The 16,589-nt window shown below is 58.8% G+C and carries 16 protein-coding genes; 11 read left to right on the plus strand and 5 right to left on the minus strand.

What is annotated here, in order from left to right:
- Positions 1–4 precede the first annotated feature (4 nt).
- From pabC to I6L37_RS15595, 7 genes are all read left to right on the plus strand, one after another.
- Positions 5–811, plus strand: coding sequence for an aminodeoxychorismate lyase (gene pabC, locus I6L37_RS15565; RefSeq protein WP_254203497.1), 807 nt, complete (start codon positions 5–7; stop codon positions 809–811).
- A complete protein-coding gene (gene mltG / locus I6L37_RS15570) occupies positions 801–1,802 on the plus strand; it encodes an endolytic transglycosylase MltG (RefSeq protein WP_216992319.1) in 1,002 nt (333 codons plus the stop codon). The genes pabC and mltG overlap by 11 nt, the downstream gene beginning before the upstream one ends.
- On the plus strand, positions 1,802–2,428 hold the full coding sequence (gene tmk, locus I6L37_RS15575; RefSeq protein ID WP_216992320.1) for a dTMP kinase: 627 nt from the start codon (positions 1,802–1,804) through the stop codon (positions 2,426–2,428). The genes mltG and tmk overlap by 1 nt, the downstream gene beginning before the upstream one ends.
- Positions 2,413–3,360 (plus strand): DNA polymerase III subunit delta', encoded by a 948-nt coding sequence (gene holB, locus I6L37_RS15580; protein WP_216992321.1) that lies wholly within the window; start codon positions 2,413–2,415, stop codon positions 3,358–3,360. The genes tmk and holB overlap by 16 nt, the downstream gene beginning before the upstream one ends.
- Before the next feature lie 22 nt (positions 3,361–3,382).
- The gene (locus I6L37_RS15585; RefSeq protein WP_216992322.1) at positions 3,383–4,162 is read left to right on the plus strand and encodes a TatD family hydrolase; all 780 of its coding nucleotides are present in this window, start codon (positions 3,383–3,385) and stop codon (positions 4,160–4,162) included.
- A gap of 323 nt (positions 4,163–4,485) precedes the next feature.
- Positions 4,486–5,475 carry a site-specific integrase gene (locus I6L37_RS15590; RefSeq protein ID WP_216994184.1) on the plus strand — a complete coding sequence of 330 codons (990 nt, stop codon included), beginning with the start codon at positions 4,486–4,488 and terminating at the stop codon, positions 5,473–5,475.
- A gap of 180 nt (positions 5,476–5,655) precedes the next feature.
- Positions 5,656–5,916: a RepB family protein gene (locus I6L37_RS15595; protein WP_216992323.1), complete on the plus strand. Its 261-nt coding sequence runs from the start codon at positions 5,656–5,658 to the stop codon at positions 5,914–5,916.
- 221 nt (positions 5,917–6,137) lie between these two features.
- On the opposite strand, the gene rsmF is transcribed toward I6L37_RS15595, so the two are convergent.
- The 4 genes from rsmF to I6L37_RS15615 form a co-directional block, all read right to left on the minus strand.
- On the minus strand, positions 6,138–7,568 hold the full coding sequence (gene rsmF, locus I6L37_RS15600) for a 16S rRNA (cytosine(1407)-C(5))-methyltransferase RsmF (RefSeq protein ID WP_216992324.1): 1,431 nt from the start codon (positions 7,566–7,568) through the stop codon (positions 6,138–6,140).
- A 142-nt stretch (positions 7,569–7,710) separates the two neighbouring features.
- The gene (locus I6L37_RS15605; protein ID WP_216992325.1) at positions 7,711–10,263 is read right to left on the minus strand and encodes an MlaD family protein; all 2,553 of its coding nucleotides are present in this window, start codon (positions 10,261–10,263) and stop codon (positions 7,711–7,713) included.
- Positions 10,264–10,318: 55 nt separating this feature from the next.
- On the minus strand, positions 10,319–10,921 hold the full coding sequence (locus tag I6L37_RS15610) for a paraquat-inducible protein A (protein ID WP_026458124.1): 603 nt from the start codon (positions 10,919–10,921) through the stop codon (positions 10,319–10,321).
- Positions 10,905–11,531, minus strand: a complete 627-nt coding sequence (locus I6L37_RS15615; RefSeq protein ID WP_042026236.1) for a paraquat-inducible protein A — start codon at positions 11,529–11,531, stop codon at positions 10,905–10,907. The genes I6L37_RS15610 and I6L37_RS15615 overlap by 17 nt, the downstream gene beginning before the upstream one ends.
- A 147-nt stretch (positions 11,532–11,678) precedes the next feature.
- Between I6L37_RS15615 and prpB the strand changes: the two genes are divergently transcribed.
- From prpB to I6L37_RS15630, 3 genes are read left to right on the plus strand one after another with little or no spacing between them, the layout of a single operon-like run.
- Positions 11,679–12,566 carry a methylisocitrate lyase gene (gene prpB / locus I6L37_RS15620; RefSeq protein ID WP_216994185.1) on the plus strand — a complete coding sequence of 296 codons (888 nt, stop codon included), beginning with the start codon at positions 11,679–11,681 and terminating at the stop codon, positions 12,564–12,566.
- A 12-nt stretch (positions 12,567–12,578) separates the two neighbouring features.
- Complete coding sequence (prpC, locus tag I6L37_RS15625; protein WP_061477555.1) at positions 12,579–13,706, plus strand: 2-methylcitrate synthase; 1,128 nt, start codon at positions 12,579–12,581, stop codon at positions 13,704–13,706.
- A gap of 10 nt (positions 13,707–13,716) precedes the next feature.
- Entirely contained in the window at positions 13,717–15,162 is a 1,446-nt protein-coding gene (locus I6L37_RS15630; RefSeq protein WP_216992326.1) for a bifunctional 2-methylcitrate dehydratase/aconitate hydratase, read from the plus strand.
- 123 nt (positions 15,163–15,285) lie between these two features.
- On the opposite strand, the gene I6L37_RS15635 is transcribed toward I6L37_RS15630, so the two are convergent.
- Positions 15,286–16,002 carry a hypothetical protein gene (locus I6L37_RS15635; RefSeq protein WP_201939508.1) on the minus strand — a complete coding sequence of 239 codons (717 nt, stop codon included), beginning with the start codon at positions 16,000–16,002 and terminating at the stop codon, positions 15,286–15,288.
- Between the two features lie 184 nt (positions 16,003–16,186).
- On the opposite strand from I6L37_RS15635, the gene I6L37_RS15640 reads away from it, so the two are divergent.
- Complete coding sequence (locus I6L37_RS15640; protein WP_216992327.1) at positions 16,187–16,564, plus strand: polyhydroxyalkanoic acid system family protein; 378 nt, start codon at positions 16,187–16,189, stop codon at positions 16,562–16,564.
- Positions 16,565–16,589 lie beyond the last annotated feature (25 nt).

Consider the following 16,589-nt stretch of genomic DNA (forward strand, 5'->3'; position numbering starts at 1 on the left):
TCCCTTGCTTATCAATGGAATGAATGTCGATGCCATCTCGGCCAAGGATCGCGGTCTTGCCTATGGAGATGGCCATTTCACTACCATGGCGGTCAGGAATGGTCGAGTGCTGGAGTGGCCTGCCCATCTGGCCAGACTGCAGCAGGCTAACCTCCGTCTGGGGATCACAGACCCGGATTGGGAGCTGCTGGCAGAGGAACTCGATTCGCTCGTGGCCGAACAAGCAGAGTGTGTGGCCAAAGTTGTCCTGACACGTGGCGAAGGTGGGCGTGGTTATGATGGCAGTGACTGCCGGCATCCCACCCGGATCCTCTCCCTTGCGCCTTTCCCGCAACATTACAGCGAATGGCAACAAAGCGGGATCGAGATGCTGGTATGCCGGCAACGGATCGGCGATGCTCCCATGCTGGCGGGTCTCAAGACCTTGAATAGACTGGAACAGGTGTTGCTTAAAAGCGAACTAGTCAGTCGCGGTGCAGTCGAAGGAGTAGTGCTGAACAGCAGGGATTGTCTGGTGGAAGGGGTCAGTGCCAATCTGTTTTGGCGTCGGGGCAAGACGGTATTCACGCCCGATCTGGCCTGTGGCGGTGTCGATGGCATCATGCGGCGCAAGATCATGATGATGTTGAAACAGATGAGTATTGAGTTGCGTGTGGTAGAGGCTCCACTGGAGTCACTGCGACAAGCGGAAGAAGTGTGGCTCACCAACACCCTGATGGGAGTGGTGCCAGTCAACGGCATTGAAGAGTTTCGCTATTCCGCAGCAGTATTGAGTCGTCGTTTACAGGAGCGTTTGGTCATTGAAGTTTAATCGGCTTTACACCCTGCTCGCGGGGGCGGCCCTGACAGTGGCCGCCGCCGGGGGTTATGTGCACTACAAGTGGCAACAAGTGGAAACCCTCACCAACAAGGGGCCGACCCGGCTCTTTACGGTGGAGAAAGGGGCCCATGCCGCTCGTCTGATCGCCGAATTGGGAGAGGGGGAAACCAGCCCTTGGGCGGTGCGGCTCTGGTTGCGGGGTCATCCCGAACTGGTCGCAATCAAATCAGGTACCTATGAAATCAAGGAGGGAGCCCCGCTCAAGGAGACGCTCTCCCTGTTTGCCTCGGGCAAAGAGTTTCATTTCAGTCTGACCTTTGTCGAAGGCTCCCGTTTTGAGGACTGGCAAAAGCAGCTCTCTAGCGCTCCTTATCTGGAGCGTCTGACGGTGGAGCAATCCGAGGATGAACTGGCTCGCGAGCTTGGCATTGAAAATGGTAAGCTGGAAGGGTGGTTCCTGCCGGAAACTTATGCCTATACCACCCATGCCAGCGATCTCTCCATCTTGCGGCGGGCGCATCAGGATATGGAAGCCTTCCTGCAGCAGAGCTGGGAAAAACGTCAGGCCAACCTGCCTTACAAAACCCCTTATGAAGCGCTGATCATGGCCTCCATCATCGAGAAGGAGACCGGCAAACCAGAGGAGCGGGCACAGATCGCCTCTGTCTTCGTCAACCGGTTGCGTCTTGGCATGAAGCTGCAGACCGATCCCACCGTGATCTACGGGGTGAAGGAGCGCTACGATGGCAATATCCGCCGCAGCGATCTGACCGACAAGAATCCGTATAACACCTATGTGATCGACGGCTTGCCGCCCACCCCTATCGCCATGCCTGGCAAGGCCTCCATTGAGGCAGCCCTCAATCCCAAGTCGACCGATTATCTCTATTTTGTCGCCAAGGGGGGCGGTGCCCACCATTTTTCCAAGACCCTCGATGAACACAATCGGGCGGTTCGTGAATACATATTGAAGAAGTCCTAATGTCTAAATTTATCGTGATCGAAGGATTGGAAGGGGCAGGGAAGAGCTCCGCGGTGCGTTATGTCACCGATTATCTGCATAACCATGGCATCGACCGCATCGAGTGCACCCGCGAACCGGGTGGCACGCCGCTGGCCGAACGGATGCGCAGCATCGTCAAGGAGGTGCACGACGAGCGGTTGACCATCGAGGCCGAGCTGCTGTTGATGTATGCCTCCCGGGTACAACTGGTGGAAACCCGCATCAAGCCGGCGCTGGCCGAGGGGATCTGGGTAGTGGGGGATCGCCACGATCTCTCCTCCCAGGCCTATCAGGGGGGCGGCCGCGGCATCGACGCCCACTTGATTGGTGCCATCAAGCAGGCGGTGCTCGGTGAATTCAAACCGGATCTGACTCTCTATCTCGATATCGATCCTGCCGTTGGTTTACAGCGGGCCCGTCATCGCGGTGAGCTGGATCGCATCGAGCTCGAACAGCTCTGCTTTTTTGAGCGTACCCGCCACCGTTACCTTGAGCTCGCGGCCAAAGATGATTCCATTGTGGTGATCGATGCGGGGCAGACTCCGGATCAGGTAAAAGCCGCCATCGAAAGCGCGCTGGATACGCATTTATGTATCCCTGGTTGATCCCTGACTGGCAGGCCCTGAGCCAGACAGCCGCCAGTGGGCGGCTGGGCCATGCCTGGTTGTTGCTGGGCGATCCCGGTCTTGGCAAGGAGCAGCTGGCGGAACGTCTGGCCCGTCTTCACCTCTGCCAGCAACCGGATCGGGGAGAGCCCTGCGGTCATTGTCACTCCTGCCAGCTGTTTGACAAGGGCAATCACCCGGATTTGGGTCAGCTATCCCGTGAGGGGAAAACCATCGGGGTCGAGGCCATTCGCGATATTTGCAACCGGCTGCAGGGGTCTGCCCAGCTGGGGCGTGGCAAGGTGGTGATCATTCCCGATGCGGAGCGGATGACGGAATCGGCGGCCAATGCGCTGCTGAAGACGCTGGAAGAGCCGGCTGGCGACAGCTTGCTGCTGCTCATTGCTTCCCAGGTTTCCCGATTGTTGCCCACCATATTGAGTCGTTGCCACAAGCATGTCTGTCAATTACCCGCTGAAGGGGAGACGGTTCGTTGGTTGGCGGAGCAGGGGCATCAGGCGACCCTGGCTCAGGTGCGGATTTGTCAGGGGGCACCGTTGCGGGTACTCGACTATATCGAGCAGCAACAGGATGGCGCCCGCCGCGAATTGTTGGAGCACTTCGTGGCCCTCGGCAAGGCGCCGAGCAAAGCAACCGTACTCTGCTCACAACTGGGTCAGGAGACACAGGTCCGCTTGCACTGGTTGCAACTCTTTTTGTGTGATGCTCTAAAAATACAGGCTGGCTGTGGCCATCATCAATTGGCGATGCCGGATCTGGCGGCGCTCAGTGGACAGCTGGCCGAGCAACACTCCAGCGAAAAACTGCTCGACGCGGAGCAGCAGCTGGTCGCCCTCAAGGGTGCTTGTCAGCCGGGACAGCTTTCCAATCCCACCATCCATCTGATGAACTGGCTCAGCCGCTGGTTATAGATCTGAAAATAAAGGTTGTTTTATGTTACTCGTTGATTCCCACTGTCATCTTGACCGCCTCAGCTATGGCAGCAAGCAAACCGATATGGCAGATGTCTTGGCCAAGGCGGCGAAGCTGGATGTGGGATATTTTTTGTGTGTGAGCGTCACCCAGGCACAGTTTCCAACCATGATGGCAGCGATTGCGCCTTATCCCCAGGTGTTTGCGTCCTGTGGGGTGCATCCGCTTAATCAGGAGCCGGGTGTCGATGCCGATCTCCTGCTGCGCCAGGCCGCCGATCCCCGTGTCGTTGCCATCGGTGAAACCGGGCTCGATTATTTTTATTCGCCGGAAAACAAGGCGGTGCAGCAAGCTTCGTTCCGTGAACATATCCGGGTATCGCGCGCCCTGAACAAGCCACTCATCATCCATACCCGTGATGCCCAAGAAGATACGCTGCAGATCATGTGTGAAGAGGGGGCCGATCAGGTGGGCGGCGTGCTGCACTGTTTCACCGAATCCCTGGAAATGGCCGAGGCCGCCATGGCGATGGGTTTTTATATCTCCATATCGGGTATTGCGACCTTCAAGAATGCATCTGCCTTGCAAGCCGTGGTCAAAGCGCTGCCTCTGGAGCGACTGCTGGTCGAAACGGACTCACCCTATCTTGCCCCCGTGCCCCATCGGGGGAGGGAGAATGAACCCGCGTTTGTACGAGATGTCGCCCAGTTTATTGCAGATCTCCGTCAGATCCCCCTGGCCGAATTGGCAGAAGCCACTAGCCGGAATTTCTTCGAATTGTTCAAACTGGCCAAACCTTAGTCACAAAATGCCCCGCAAAAGTGGGGCATTTTCTTTAAACCTCAGACATATCACATTCACATTTTTCATGTTCCACGCACGTTATCTCTCACAAAAAATATTCCATCATGCCAATGTTGTTGCTAAACGAGTTAACGAGTGTCTTAAAAAATAAAGGATTGTCCTCGGTGTTTACTTCATGAAATGAAGCCTCTTAAGTATCGATAATATTCATTATCGATACTTGAAGGATCTTGAAGATCCTGTAAGATCTTTCGAAACTTCACATAGAATCATAGCGTTACGTGGCTTACCCTACTTTTTCAAACCCCGCACATCAGTCACTGCAAACCGTATTTGATGCCCAGTTAAATAGCCGGGCCAGGCGATTTCTACGCAGTGCCAAGGCTGATTCCACACTCAATGCCTATCAGGCGGATACCCGCATCTTCGTATTCTGGTGCCAGTTGCATGGGCTCGATCCACTGCAAACAACCCATCACGACATCATGAACTTTCTGGCGGATCAGGCCGATGGAGTATTAGCCGACTGGGTATGGCTGGATAAGGAAGAGGGCAAGGGGGAGCTACGTAATGGCGAACCGCGCAAGCCGGCTACTCTGGTGAGACGACTTGCAGGGATCCGCTACGCCTTCAAGCAAAAAGGCATTCACCCCATGCCAACCGAACATCCCGAAATCAAGGAGATGATGCGCGGCATAGTGCGGCTCGGTGACAACCGAAAGCGCAAAACTGGTGCCCTGACACTGCAACCTCTGGCCAGAGTGTTGAGCGGGATCGATACCTCAACCCTGGCGGGCCTTCGTGACCATACCTTGTTGCTGCTGATGTTCAGTGGCGCATTGCGCCGATCGGAAGCTGCACGAATTGAAGTCAACGACCTGGATTTTGTGGGGCAGGGGATAAGGCTTCGTCTCAAACCCAGCAAACATCAGCTGCACGAAACCGAAATAGCTTTGGTGCCTGGCAAGCAATATTGTCCGGTTCAGGGACTACAGCGCTGGTTGGAAAAAAGCCGTATCAAGGAGGGGGCACTGTTTCGCCGTATGAACCGTTGGGGGCAACTTACAGAGGAACCGCTCGGTCCGCAAGGCATCAACCTGATGATCAAGCGTCGTACCGGCCAGGCCATCGATGATCTCTATGTCAGTGGTCACAGTTTGCGCCGAGGCTTTATTACCTCGGCGGTGACCGCAGGCAAACCCATGAACAAGATCATCGAAGTGACTCGCCACAAAGACATGCGTACCTTGCAGGAGTACTTCGACGATGCAAACAAGTTCTCCGACCATGCGCTTGATGGATTGCTGTAATCATTACCGCGTCACTCACTATTTTATGTTAAATGATATCTCTCTGATCTGGTGGTATATTTATCGCGCTTATACAAGGCCCCCATTTCGAGCGGGGGAGCGGGGAGTTTCTCTTGTCCATACCTTGTCGGTATTGAAGGTGAGAGATAACAAGGTTGGTAATTAAAATTTGCAGTACTTATGAGCCAGGAAACGAAAGAGAATTCGGCCCTCGATAATGCAGAGCGCCAGCGCCAACATGTGAAGCGCAAACAGGAAAGTCATACCCGTCTGCAGTGTTGGATCAGCAATCGCCACGCCGCACGTTTGCATGAATTGGGCATTCATCTTGAAGACAGTCAGGCTTCCCTGATAGAGCAGGCGATCGATCTGCTCTATCAGCATGAGATCTTGTCATCGCCATCCCCGGTCGAGGAACCCTTGCTCGAACCTGTCGAGTAGCTGGGAAGGGGAAACATCAGATATAAAAAAAGCCAGGTACCAATTCCTTGTACCTGGCATAGGGGAATTGGCTCCTTGCAGAGCCGTGCGCTAACTGGTGTTCGGATTGCCTTAAGCTTAGACAATGAACCCGGCTTTTCAAGATCCGACGAAAAGTTCAACCGAAGTGTGGGTTTTCCAGACTCGAACAGAGGCGGAGCCCAACCATTTCTAACCTGTGGTCATTCGGCAAACAAATTGGTATCTCGCACCAGCTCGCGGGGCAGGGCATTCTTGACCCGGCTGCCGACCCATTTCCCCATCCCCAGGGTATGTCCCTGGTAACGGACGATCACCTCACCGGCGCCAGCCTCCTGCTCGGGCCAGACATCCCGTCCCATCATGAACTCCCGCGCATTGGTATTGTCAAGCTCGACAAATCCCCGGGTTGCCAGGTCACCATGGGCCAGGGCCCACTCGTGAGTGAGGCGATAGCCTTTTTTGAAGGTCTCTGCCAATTTGAAGCCAATACGATCGAAGCGCAGCTTGCCATGAACCTGTGCGAACAGCGCGGGGAAACACCAGATCTCGTCATTGCGGCCAAATAACTGTCCCTGAAGCGCCACACCAAACGTAGCTGCGATGTCGCGTGCCATGGGATCTGCCTCCTTTGCCGGCAGCGGCGAGAAGGGGAATTTGCCGAGTTTGCCCGGCTTGAACATGGTGTTGGGCACTGAGTGGTGCTTGCGCAATCTGGCGACGAAAAAACCTTCACTATCGAAGATTTGGGGCCAAACGTGCAGGTATCCTTCCGCTGTGCATGCCTGCTCGGCCCCGGGGAAGAGGCTAGCCAGCGAGTCAAAGCTCAAGGCATCGCCAAACTTGTCCAGCAGGGATTGGCAGATGGCCTGGTTCTCCTGCTGGCTCAATGTGCAGGTGGAGTAGACCAGCACACCGCCGGGCTTGAGGGCATGGAAGGCGCTCTCCAGCAAGCCGGCTTGCACCGCCGCGATCTCCTCGATGCTCTCCAGGCTCCAGTTGCGAAGGGCATCCTCGTCTTTGCGCACCGTTCCCTCACCCGAGCAGGGGGCATCGAGCAAAATGGCATCGAAGGTCTCCGGCAACCACTGGCCAAATACCTTGGCATCGAAATGGGTCATGCCTACATTGGTGACGCCGCAGCGCTGGATATTGGCACTCAATACTTTGAGTCGACTGCTGGAGTACTCATTGGCAACCAGCATCCCCTGGTTGTTCATCAGCGCGGCGATCTGGGTGGTCTTGGAGCCGGGGGCGGCGGCAGCATCGAGCAACATGCCGTCGGTTTTGATCTTGTCGCTGGCAAAAAGCGCCGTCACCGGCAACATGGAGCTCGCCTCCTGGATATAAAAGAGACCGCTCAGATGTTCCGCCGTGTTGCCAAGAGGGACGGTTTCATCGGCCCGGATCAGCCAGAAGCCGGTGTCACACCAGGGCACGGCATCGAGTTGCCAGCCAAGGGGGGCCATTTTGGCCACAAAGTCAGACACGGAGATCTTCAGGGTATTGACCCGGATACTGCGCCGTAGCGGCCGCCGACAGCTGGCTACGAACTCCTCCATGGCGAGGTGAGCCGGCATGATGGCCGCGATATGACGTAAAAAATGATCGGGAAGGTAGGTATTGTCGTGCACGGCGCCGTCTCGTCAGACCTGAAAAAGGGGCGCATTTTACCACATGCCCAGTGAAATCCTGAACGCTGGTGCCGGGAAAAATAACAAGCCCGGCGCAGAGCCGGGCTTGTGGTCAAGGTTTGTGGTTAAAAAGAGGAGGCGCTCAGGGTTGGATCCTGGGGCTCCACTCCAGCCACTCTTTTTCCGCCTTGGCATAGAGCGGATAGCGGTGGCCTGCCTTGACGGTCGGCCCCATGTCCCGCTCCGGGGTGTTGAAGGCAATACCACCGGCCAGCAGGCTCTGCACAGTTTCCACCTCTATGGTGCCGCCGGTCAGACCGATGTCAGCCTTGACGCCGGAGACGTTCCAGAAGCGGGAGTGGGCTCGTACCAGATGGGCATACTCCTTGTTGACGTTCACATCGATCAGCACCTCGCTGCCATCACGGGCCAGAGCGACCCTGGTCACGCTACCGACCACCATCTTGCGAAACAGCAGGGGACTGCCGACGCTCAAGCCATTGACTGACGGGCTTTTGAGGGTCAGGGCCAGCCCCACGGGATCAGTCTGACTGAGCGGGAAACGTTCTTTACCTGCCCCTTTGCCGGGCAAGGCCTCCACGAAGGCGCCCTTGATCAGGGTATCGAGATGATTCACCCCACCCAGACCCAGCTTGGCCTGTACCAGAGTGAAACGAGCCCCGGATTGCAGGAAGCGTTCGGCATACTGACCATCCAGTTGCGCCTTGAAGATCACCTGACCCAGCGCAGGTTCCAGTTCAATCTGTTCAATCTTGCCGATCTCGACGCCGCGATAGCGGATCGGGCTGCCCACCCCAAGGCCAGGATTGCTCTCGGCGACCAGGGTGAGTGGCCGCCCCCTGGCGGTGGCCTGCTCCTTGCTGTCAAACAACTGATGGCTGCTGCGACCTGTGCCCAGCAGATCGAACTCGATGGCGCCGCGCAGCAGGGTCGCAAGATTGCCGACCTTCACCTTGACCCCATCGACCCCGACCCTGGCATCGACCGCTGCCTTTTTCCAAAATTGCGGCTGCTTCGCCAGCAGGGGCGCATAGACACCATCGATCTCGAGCGCTATTTCGACTCCTTCGTTGATGGCCCGCAACTGTGTGACCTTGCCTGCTTCCAGCCCCAGATAGTGCACGGGCGTGCCGATGCCGATGCCATCTGCCTGGGCGGCCTTGAGCAACCAGCGCTGCGGCTTGGCATCCTGGCTACCGAGCAGCGCCAGCTCCTGGCTGGGATAGAGGCGGTTGATCCGCTCGCCACTGGCAGCCTGCACCAGCTTGATGCCGCCACCGAGCCAGGCACTGGCCGGACTGGTTTCGACCTTGATGCCACTCAAGTCAGCATCGATCTGCAACGGCACCGCCCGGTAGAATCGGGCGCGTGCCAGCAGGTGCTGGTACTCGGGCTGGATCATCAGCTCGACGCTGGCATTGCCTTGCTTGTCGAGGATGAGCTGGTTGATGAGGCCCACTTGCAACCCCTTGTACCAGATAGGTGCATCCTGATTGAGCCCGGCCAGATCGTCGGCCTGTAGGCTGATGCGGGTCCCCGTCTGGGGGGCTCGGTCGGTGAGCGTCATCTGCTCGACCTGGTTGCCCGCTACATAGTCCAGACGAATCGCCGGGCCCGCCAGCAGGCGATCTGCATGCTTGACCCCGGTGGGGGAGAGCGCCGCACTTTCCCAGACCAGCTGGCTCTTGTCGGTGATCCGCCAGGCCTGCTCCGGGTTGATCAGCGCCGTCACGTCCCGCCCCTTGTCGGTCAGGGCAATCGGGTCGATGCGGCCAATCTCGATCCCTTCGAAGAGAATGGGCATCCCCTCCTTGACCGGCAGGTCCCCCGCATTGATGGCAATGCGTGTCCCCCGGGCTGCTTCATTCAGTCCCTTGAAGAGGGTGAAGATTTGTCCCGCTTCAGCCTCAGGTGAGGTTTTGGGTGAATCAAAAGCGATGCCGCCGCTCAGGATGGAAGTCAGGCTGCCAGCTTCAACATTAACGCCGGCCAGGCTGAAGGAGCCCTTGATGCCGCTGATGTTCCAAAAGCGGGTATCGGCCTTGATGAGGTGCTCGAAACGGGGCTCGATCACCAGATCCAGCAACACATTCTGGTTGTCCTGGCCGAGGCGGGTGTTGATGACGCTGCCCACCTCGATACCACGAAAATAGAGCTTGGAGCCAATGCCTACCGAGCCCAGCGAATCCGCGGTCAGGTGCAGCATGCGCCCCTGCGCCTGATAGCCTGGGGGAGGGCCTTCCAGAGCATCGAAGGTATCTTCAAACGGGTTGCTCTCGCGCCCAGGTTGCAAGTTGATGTAGTTGCCGGAGACCAGGGTATCTAGGCCCGAGATCTCGGTGAGGGACGCCTTCGGGCTCACCAGCCAGAAATCGGAGCCCTTGCGGATTAGCGAGCGGGCGCTGCTCTCTATCTTGGCCATGACTGCAATCTTGCGACCATCTTCGGCCAGCTCCAGCTCCTGCACCACGCCGACGGCAACCCCCTGATAGCGGATCTGGGTCTTGCCGGGCAGGATGCCATTGCCCTGGGCAAAGTTGATCTGGATAAGCTGGCCCCGGCTCGCTATCTGCTGATAGAGAAAGCCGCCCGCCAGCAGCAGGGCAATGAGGGGCAACAACCAGACCGGCGATAACCAGCGACGTTTTTCAATGACGGGTTCAGCCCCGATCATAGTGACTCCTTATTGGCTGCCTTCGACAGCGTATCGACTAAACACAGAGAATGATTCAACGGGCCGCTTTGTCCCACAGCAGGCGGGTATCGAGCATGCGGGCCGACATCATGGTCAGTACCACCACTCCGGCAAAGGCCGTGGCACCGGGGCCGGCCCGCACGCTAAGCATGACGCCGCGATCCACCAGAGCGACCATCAGGGAGATGACGAACAGATCCAGCATCGACCAGCGGCCGATGAAATCGATCACCCGGTACATCAACAGCTGACGCTTGCGACGCACCGGCTTGCTGCGTTGCAACTGCCAGCAGATCCAGCCCAGCCCCAGGATCTTGCCCACCGGCACCAGGATACTGGCGGTCAGCACTATGGTGGCAATGCCCCCCATCTTGCTCCGATAAAGGGCCATGATGCCGCTGAAAATGGTGTCGGACTGCAGCAACCCCTTGTTGTAAAAATGGGTGATGGGCAAGAGATTGGCAGGCAGCAACATGAAGGTGGCGAGCGCCAGAAAGCCCCATGACCAGGCCAGGGAACGGGGGATCCGCACCTGCAATTTACTGGCGCAACGTGGGCAAACGCTACCGACCTGATAGCGCACCAGCAGGCCGCAGGTGTGGCAGCGGCACAGCCCCAGTTCACGGGCGCTGGTCACGTTGCGGCTCCTTGAGAGGAATACGCTCCCAGTAAGGGGCGGGATCAAACAGGATAAGCAGGGTCATGTTGAGCAGCATCAGGATGCCAAGGCTCAACAAACCGCCGCCGAGGCGCACATCAGCGATATCGACCAGTTTGAACAGGGCCACCAAGAGGCTGACGATGTAGACCTCCAGCATGGCCCAGTGACGAAACACCTCCACTGCCTTCAAGGTTGGCGCCAGGAGATGCCAGCGCTTGGCGAGCCCGGAGGCGAGGGCAAAGATCCCCCCAAGCAACCCCACCGGCGCCAGCACGGCGCACCAGAGCACCAGACTGGCAACCCAGAGCTCTCCCTCTTCAAACAACACCATGATCCCCCGCAGCAGGTTGGCGTCCGAATTGACACCGGCGAGACGCAGGTAGAGCAGTGGTTCAAAAAAAGCGGAGGGGAGCAGCATGAACCCCGTAATGGTGAGCGCCATCAGTTGCGAGGGGCGAAAGGCGTAACGGCCGTAGAGATGCTGGTGACAGCGCGGGCAGTGGGCATGGCGACGCAGCGGCAGTGCCTTGCGCTGAATGAGCAAGTCACACGCCGGGCAAACGATCACGGAACCGGGCTCCATCATACGATTCAACCTGTTGAAGGAATTGGTGAAATTTACCTTAAAAGCCGTCATCTGTCTTGCCTGGCGCGGGTCTGCCACGAAAGTATGATTGACGTTAACGTAAACGTGATATTAGATGAGTTAACCAGACAGATGAAAGGAGTCATGATGTCCAGTTTGCCCCCCTCGGCGGGCCTGCGTTTTCGCACCGCCCTCGCCAATGAACGCCCCCTGCAGATCGTCGGAACCATCAATGCCTACATGGCGTTGATGGCCGAGCGTAGCGGTTTTCAGGCCCTTTACCTCTCCGGTGCCGGGGTGGCCAATGCCTCCTACGGCCTGCCGGATCTTGGCATGACCAGCCTGAACGACGTCTTGACCGATGCTGAAAGGATCACGGCGGCGACCCCTGTTCCACTGCTGGTGGACATCGACACCGGCTGGGGCGGCGCCTTCAACATCGCCCGCACAGTGCGGGCCTTCGAGCGGGCAGGGGTGGCTGCCGTCCATATGGAAGATCAGGTCGCCCAGAAGCGCTGTGGTCACAGACCCAACAAGGCGGTGGTCTCGCTGGAGGAGATGTGCGATCGCATCAAGGCGGCGGTGGATGCCCGCGAGGATGAACACTTCGTCATCATGGCGCGCACCGATGCACTGGCAGTGGAGGGGATTGGCTCAGCGTTGGAGCGCGCAGCCGCCTACGTGGCCGCCGGGGCCGACATGATCTTCGCCGAGGCGGTGACCGAGCTTGGCCAGTACGATCTCTTCAAGCAGACGGCCGGGGTACCGATCCTGGCCAACATGACCGAGTTCGGCAAAACCGAGCTGTTTGATAAAGCGCAGCTCGCCGCCCACGGGGTCGACATGGTGCTCTACCCCTTGAGTGCCAATCGCGCCGCCAATCAGGCGGCTCTCAACGTCTATCAACACATTCGCCAGGATGGCCACCAACGCGCCGTCGTGGAGACCATGCAGACCCGGGAGTCGCTCTACGACTTCCTCGGTTATCACCATTACGAACAGACACTGGATCGTCTGTTCACATCCAGGGACTAGGAGGAAGAGGCAATGGGACAGCAAAAACCGTTGGGCGGCGCCGGCCTGCGCGGACAGAGTGCGGGGGAGACCAGCATCTGCACCGTGGGCAAGAGCGGCACCGGGCTCACCTATCGCGGCTACGACATCAAGGAGCTGGCCGACAATGCCCAGTTTGAGGAGGTCGCCTACCTGCTGCTCAAGGGCGAATTGCCGAGCAAGCAGCAACTGCAGGAATACAAACGCGAACTGCGCCGCCTTCGCACCCTGCCGGCCGCACTGCTGGAAGTGCTCGAGCGTATTCCCGCCGATGCCCATCCCATGGACGTGCTGCGCACTGGTTGTTCCATGCTGGGTGATCTGGAGCCGGAAGATGGCTTCGAGCATGAACACGAGGTGGCCGATCGCCTGCTGGCGGCCTTTCCGGGCATTCTCATCTACTGGTACAAGTTCAGCCACGAAGGCGTGCGCATCCCACTGGATACCGACGAAGAGTGCATCGGCGGCCACTTCCTGGCGCTGTTGCACCAGAAAGCCCCAAGCGAGCTGGAGCGGCGCGTCATGCACGTCTCCCTCATCCTCTATGCCGAGCACGAATTCAACGCTTCTACTTTCGCGGCCCGGGTCTGCGCCTCGACCCTCTCCGACATGTTCTCCTGCATCACCGCCGCCATCGGTACCCTGCGTGGGCCCCTGCACGGTGGTGCCAACGAGGCGGCCATGGCGATGATCGAGGATTGGCAGGACGAGGCCCAGGCACGACGCGAGCTGCTGGCCAAACTCGCGGCCAAGGAGAAGATCATGGGCTTTGGCCATGCGGTCTATCGCACCTCGGATCCGCGCAACGTCATTATCAAGGGGTGGGCGGAACAGCTGGCCCAAGCCTTCGGCGATGATCGTCTCTACCGCGTCTCCTGCGAGGCGGAGAAGGTGATGTGGGAGGAAAAAGAGCTTTTCCCCAATGCCGACTTCTTCCATGCCAGCGCCTATCACTACATGGGGATCCCGACCAAGCTGTTCACCCCCATCTTCGTCTGTTCGCGGGTCACCGGCTGGTGCGCCCACGTGATGGAGCAGCGCGAGCACAACCGGATCATCCGCCCGAGCGCCGATTACGTCGGCCCGGCCCCCCGTCATTTTGTCTCTCTACAACAACGATAAGGAAATCACGATGTCCGCCAACGTCGACGTCAACCACAGACCCGATCCTGACCAGGTACTGGTCGATATTGCCGATTACGTCTGCAGCCACCCCATTACCAGCCAGGCGGCCCTCGACACCGCCCGCCACTGCCTGATGGATACCCTGGGCTGTGGCTTGCTGGCCCTGCGCTTTCCCGAGTGTACCAAGCACTTGGGCCCCATCGTGCCCGGTACTGTCGTCCCCTTTGGTGCCCGGGTGCCCGGCACCCAGTTCTGCCTCGATCCGGTCAAGGCGGCCTGGGATATCGGCGCCATCATTCGCTGGCTCGACTACAACGACACCTGGCTCGCTGCCGAGTGGGGACACCCCTCTGACAATCTGGGGGGGATCCTGGCCACCGCCGACTGGCTCTCCCGTACCCGCGTGGCCGAGGGCAAGGCGCCGCTGACCATGGCCGATGTGCTGGTGGCCATGGTGAAGGCCCATGAAATTCAAGGTGTGCTGGCGCTTGAGAACTCCTTCAACCGGGTGGGCCTGGATCACGTGGTGCTGGTCAAGGTAGCAAGCACCGCCGTGGTGACCCACATGCTGGGGGGCACCCGGGATCAGGTGATCGATGCCGTCTCCCAGGCCTGGGTCGATGGCCAGAGCCTGCGCACCTATCGCCACGCGCCGAACGCAGGTTCGCGCAAGAGCTGGGCGGCGGGGGATGCGACGTCCCGCGCGGTGCGCCTGGCCCTTATCACCATGAGCGGCGAGATGGGTTATCCCGGCGTGCTGAGCGCCCCCAACTGGGGGTTCTACGACGTCCTGTTCAAGGGTAACCAGTTCGCCCTTCATCAGGGGTATGGCAGCTATGTGATGGAGAACGTGCTGTTCAAGATCTCCTATCCGGCCGAATTCCATGCCCAGACCGCGGTGGAGTGCGCCATGAAGCTCCATGGCGAGGTGAAGGGGCGGCTGGATGAGATCGACCGCATCGAGCTCACCACCCATGAGTCGGCCATTCGCATCATCAGCAAGGTGGGCGCCCTCAACAACCCGGCGGATCGGGATCACTGCCTGCAGTACATGGTGGCGGTACCCCTCATCTTCGGTCGCCTCATCGCCGAGGATTACGAGGACGATATCGCCGCCGATCCTCGCATCGATGCGTTGAGAGACAAGATGGTGGTACAGGAGGACAAACGTTATAGCCGCGAATATCTTGAAGCGGACAAGCGCTCCATTGCCAACGCCATCCAGGTGTTCTTCAAGGATGGTACCCACACCGCCAAGGTGGAGGTGGAGTATCCAGTTGGTCACCGCCGCCGCCGTGAGGAGGGGATCCCGCTGTTGGTGGAGAAATTCCGCCACAATCTGGCGACCCGTTTCCCGGCCAAGCGAGTAGGGGAGATCCTCGCCCTCTGCCAGGATGGCAAGCAACTGGCCAGCACCCCGGTCCACACCTTCATGGATCTGCTGGTGATCTGATCTGCCGGCGCACAGGTCATCTAAAAAACCCAACTACGACAGCGGGCCCATCTGGCCCGCTTTTTCTTGTCCTGGCTATCGGAAAAGAGGCGCAGCACGCTGACTGCCCGCAAATCCCTCCGTTTAGGTCAGCACGTCAGCATCCCCGGCAAACAGGGCGTCCATGATCGCCGTTTCGCGGTTGGCAATGGTGGCCAGAAACTCATCGGCCCGCCCCATCTGGTGGCAGACCCGATAGCCGCGCTCGACGAAGGAGAAGAGCTCGCCCAGCCCCGCCAGATGGGCAGGTCCGGAGACCAGTTTGAGGGTGGTACCGAGCAGGGGCTTTCGGGCCAGTCGGTCCAGGGTCGCGCCCAGTTCGCCCACCAGCGCAATCTGCTGCTCCCGCCGCGCCCTTTCTCCCACGGCGCGATAGGCGATGGCGTAATGAGTCGCGCTGATGGGGTCGATGCCATCGATGCGGCGCAGCGCCACTACCATCAGATAGTCGAGCTCCTCCGAGAGGGCATCAAGCTCGATCGCCTGGGCCAGTACCTTGAGGCCGGACTCGGGCAAGAAACGCTCGGCGGTCGGCATCACCCGCATCACGTCCGCATCCCGTCGGGCACAATCCCCGGGGCCATAGAGATCGGTCAGGAAGAATTCGGCGGCCGGGCCATAACGATCGCTTTGCAGCAGATCCTGATGGGTGCGCCCCAGCCGGTCGGCCTGCCACTGGCGCAGCCTGTCCCGGTCCGCCCTGTCTTGCGGGTGGGTGCGGATCTGCTCGCGCAGGGAGGCAACCCGGTTGAGCTGGCTATAGAGCCGCTCCTGGATACTCGCGTCATCCTGATGGGTCATGTCGTGCTCTCTGGCCTGGGGATAAACAAAGGGTCGAAAAATCAGTGGCTTTGCCATAGCGTCAGAGAAAGTGTAACGCGCCGGCGGCCGGGAATAAATGGCAAGCCCGGGTGCCCAGTAGCAGACCACCGACTCTGTTAAGTGAGTCCCATTTATCGGCACACCTCTTTCACTTGTCGTGAACATGTGTTTAATATCAATAAACATTTCCCAGCAGGTATTCGCCATGTTCCTCTATGACTCGCGCAGCGGCAGCAACCCACTTTCCACCATTCAGGTCAGCCGCCGGCATGAACTGGGCCTGGCGGCAGCGCGACTGGCCGCCGAAGCCATCGCCCAGAATATGGGAGAGAGCTACCAGCTTGACTGCGAATGGGCGAACGAGGAGGAGACGGAACTGCGCTTTCGCGGCTCCGGGGTACAGGGGCTGCTCACTCTCGACGAAGACTCCCTGCATCTTGAAGTGCATCTGGGATTGATGCTGTTGCCGGTACGCAGCGTGCTGGAGCAGGAGATCCTCGATTATGTGAAACATCGGCTCCCTTGCCCGAAATCTGTTTAAAACTCTTTCAAGGCGCCTCGCGGAT

The sequence above is a fragment of the Aeromonas sp. FDAARGOS 1407 genome, from assembly GCF_019048725.1.
In the GTDB taxonomy this organism is placed as follows: Bacteria; Pseudomonadota; Gammaproteobacteria; order Enterobacterales; family Aeromonadaceae; genus Aeromonas; species Aeromonas enteropelogenes.

Bases quoted from the DNA above. Each gene is read 5' to 3' on its own strand.
- tmk (WP_216992320.1), top strand. From the start codon at position 1,802: ATGTCTAAATTTATCGTGATCGAAGGATTGGAAGGGGCAGGGAAGAGC.
- holB (WP_216992321.1), top strand. From the start codon at position 2,413: ATGTATCCCTGGTTGATCCCTGACTGGCAGGCCCTGAGCCAGACAGCC.
- prpB (WP_216994185.1), top strand. From the start codon at position 11,679: ATGTCCAGTTTGCCCCCCTCGGCGGGCCTGCGTTTTCGCACCGCCCTC.
- I6L37_RS15605 (WP_216992325.1), bottom strand. From the start codon at position 10,263: ATGATCGGGGCTGAACCCGTCATTGAAAAACGTCGCTGGTTATCGCCG.
- prpC (WP_061477555.1), top strand. From the start codon at position 12,579: ATGGGACAGCAAAAACCGTTGGGCGGCGCCGGCCTGCGCGGACAGAGT.
- I6L37_RS15630 (WP_216992326.1), top strand. From the start codon at position 13,717: ATGTCCGCCAACGTCGACGTCAACCACAGACCCGATCCTGACCAGGTA.
- I6L37_RS15640 (WP_216992327.1), top strand. From the start codon at position 16,187: ATGTGTTTAATATCAATAAACATTTCCCAGCAGGTATTCGCCATGTTC.
- I6L37_RS15615 (WP_042026236.1), bottom strand. From the start codon at position 11,531: ATGATGGAGCCCGGTTCCGTGATCGTTTGCCCGGCGTGTGACTTGCTC.
- I6L37_RS15595 (WP_216992323.1), top strand. From the start codon at position 5,656: ATGAGCCAGGAAACGAAAGAGAATTCGGCCCTCGATAATGCAGAGCGC.
- I6L37_RS15635 (WP_201939508.1), bottom strand. From the start codon at position 16,002: ATGACCCATCAGGATGACGCGAGTATCCAGGAGCGGCTCTATAGCCAG.
- I6L37_RS15585 (WP_216992322.1), top strand. From the start codon at position 3,383: ATGTTACTCGTTGATTCCCACTGTCATCTTGACCGCCTCAGCTATGGC.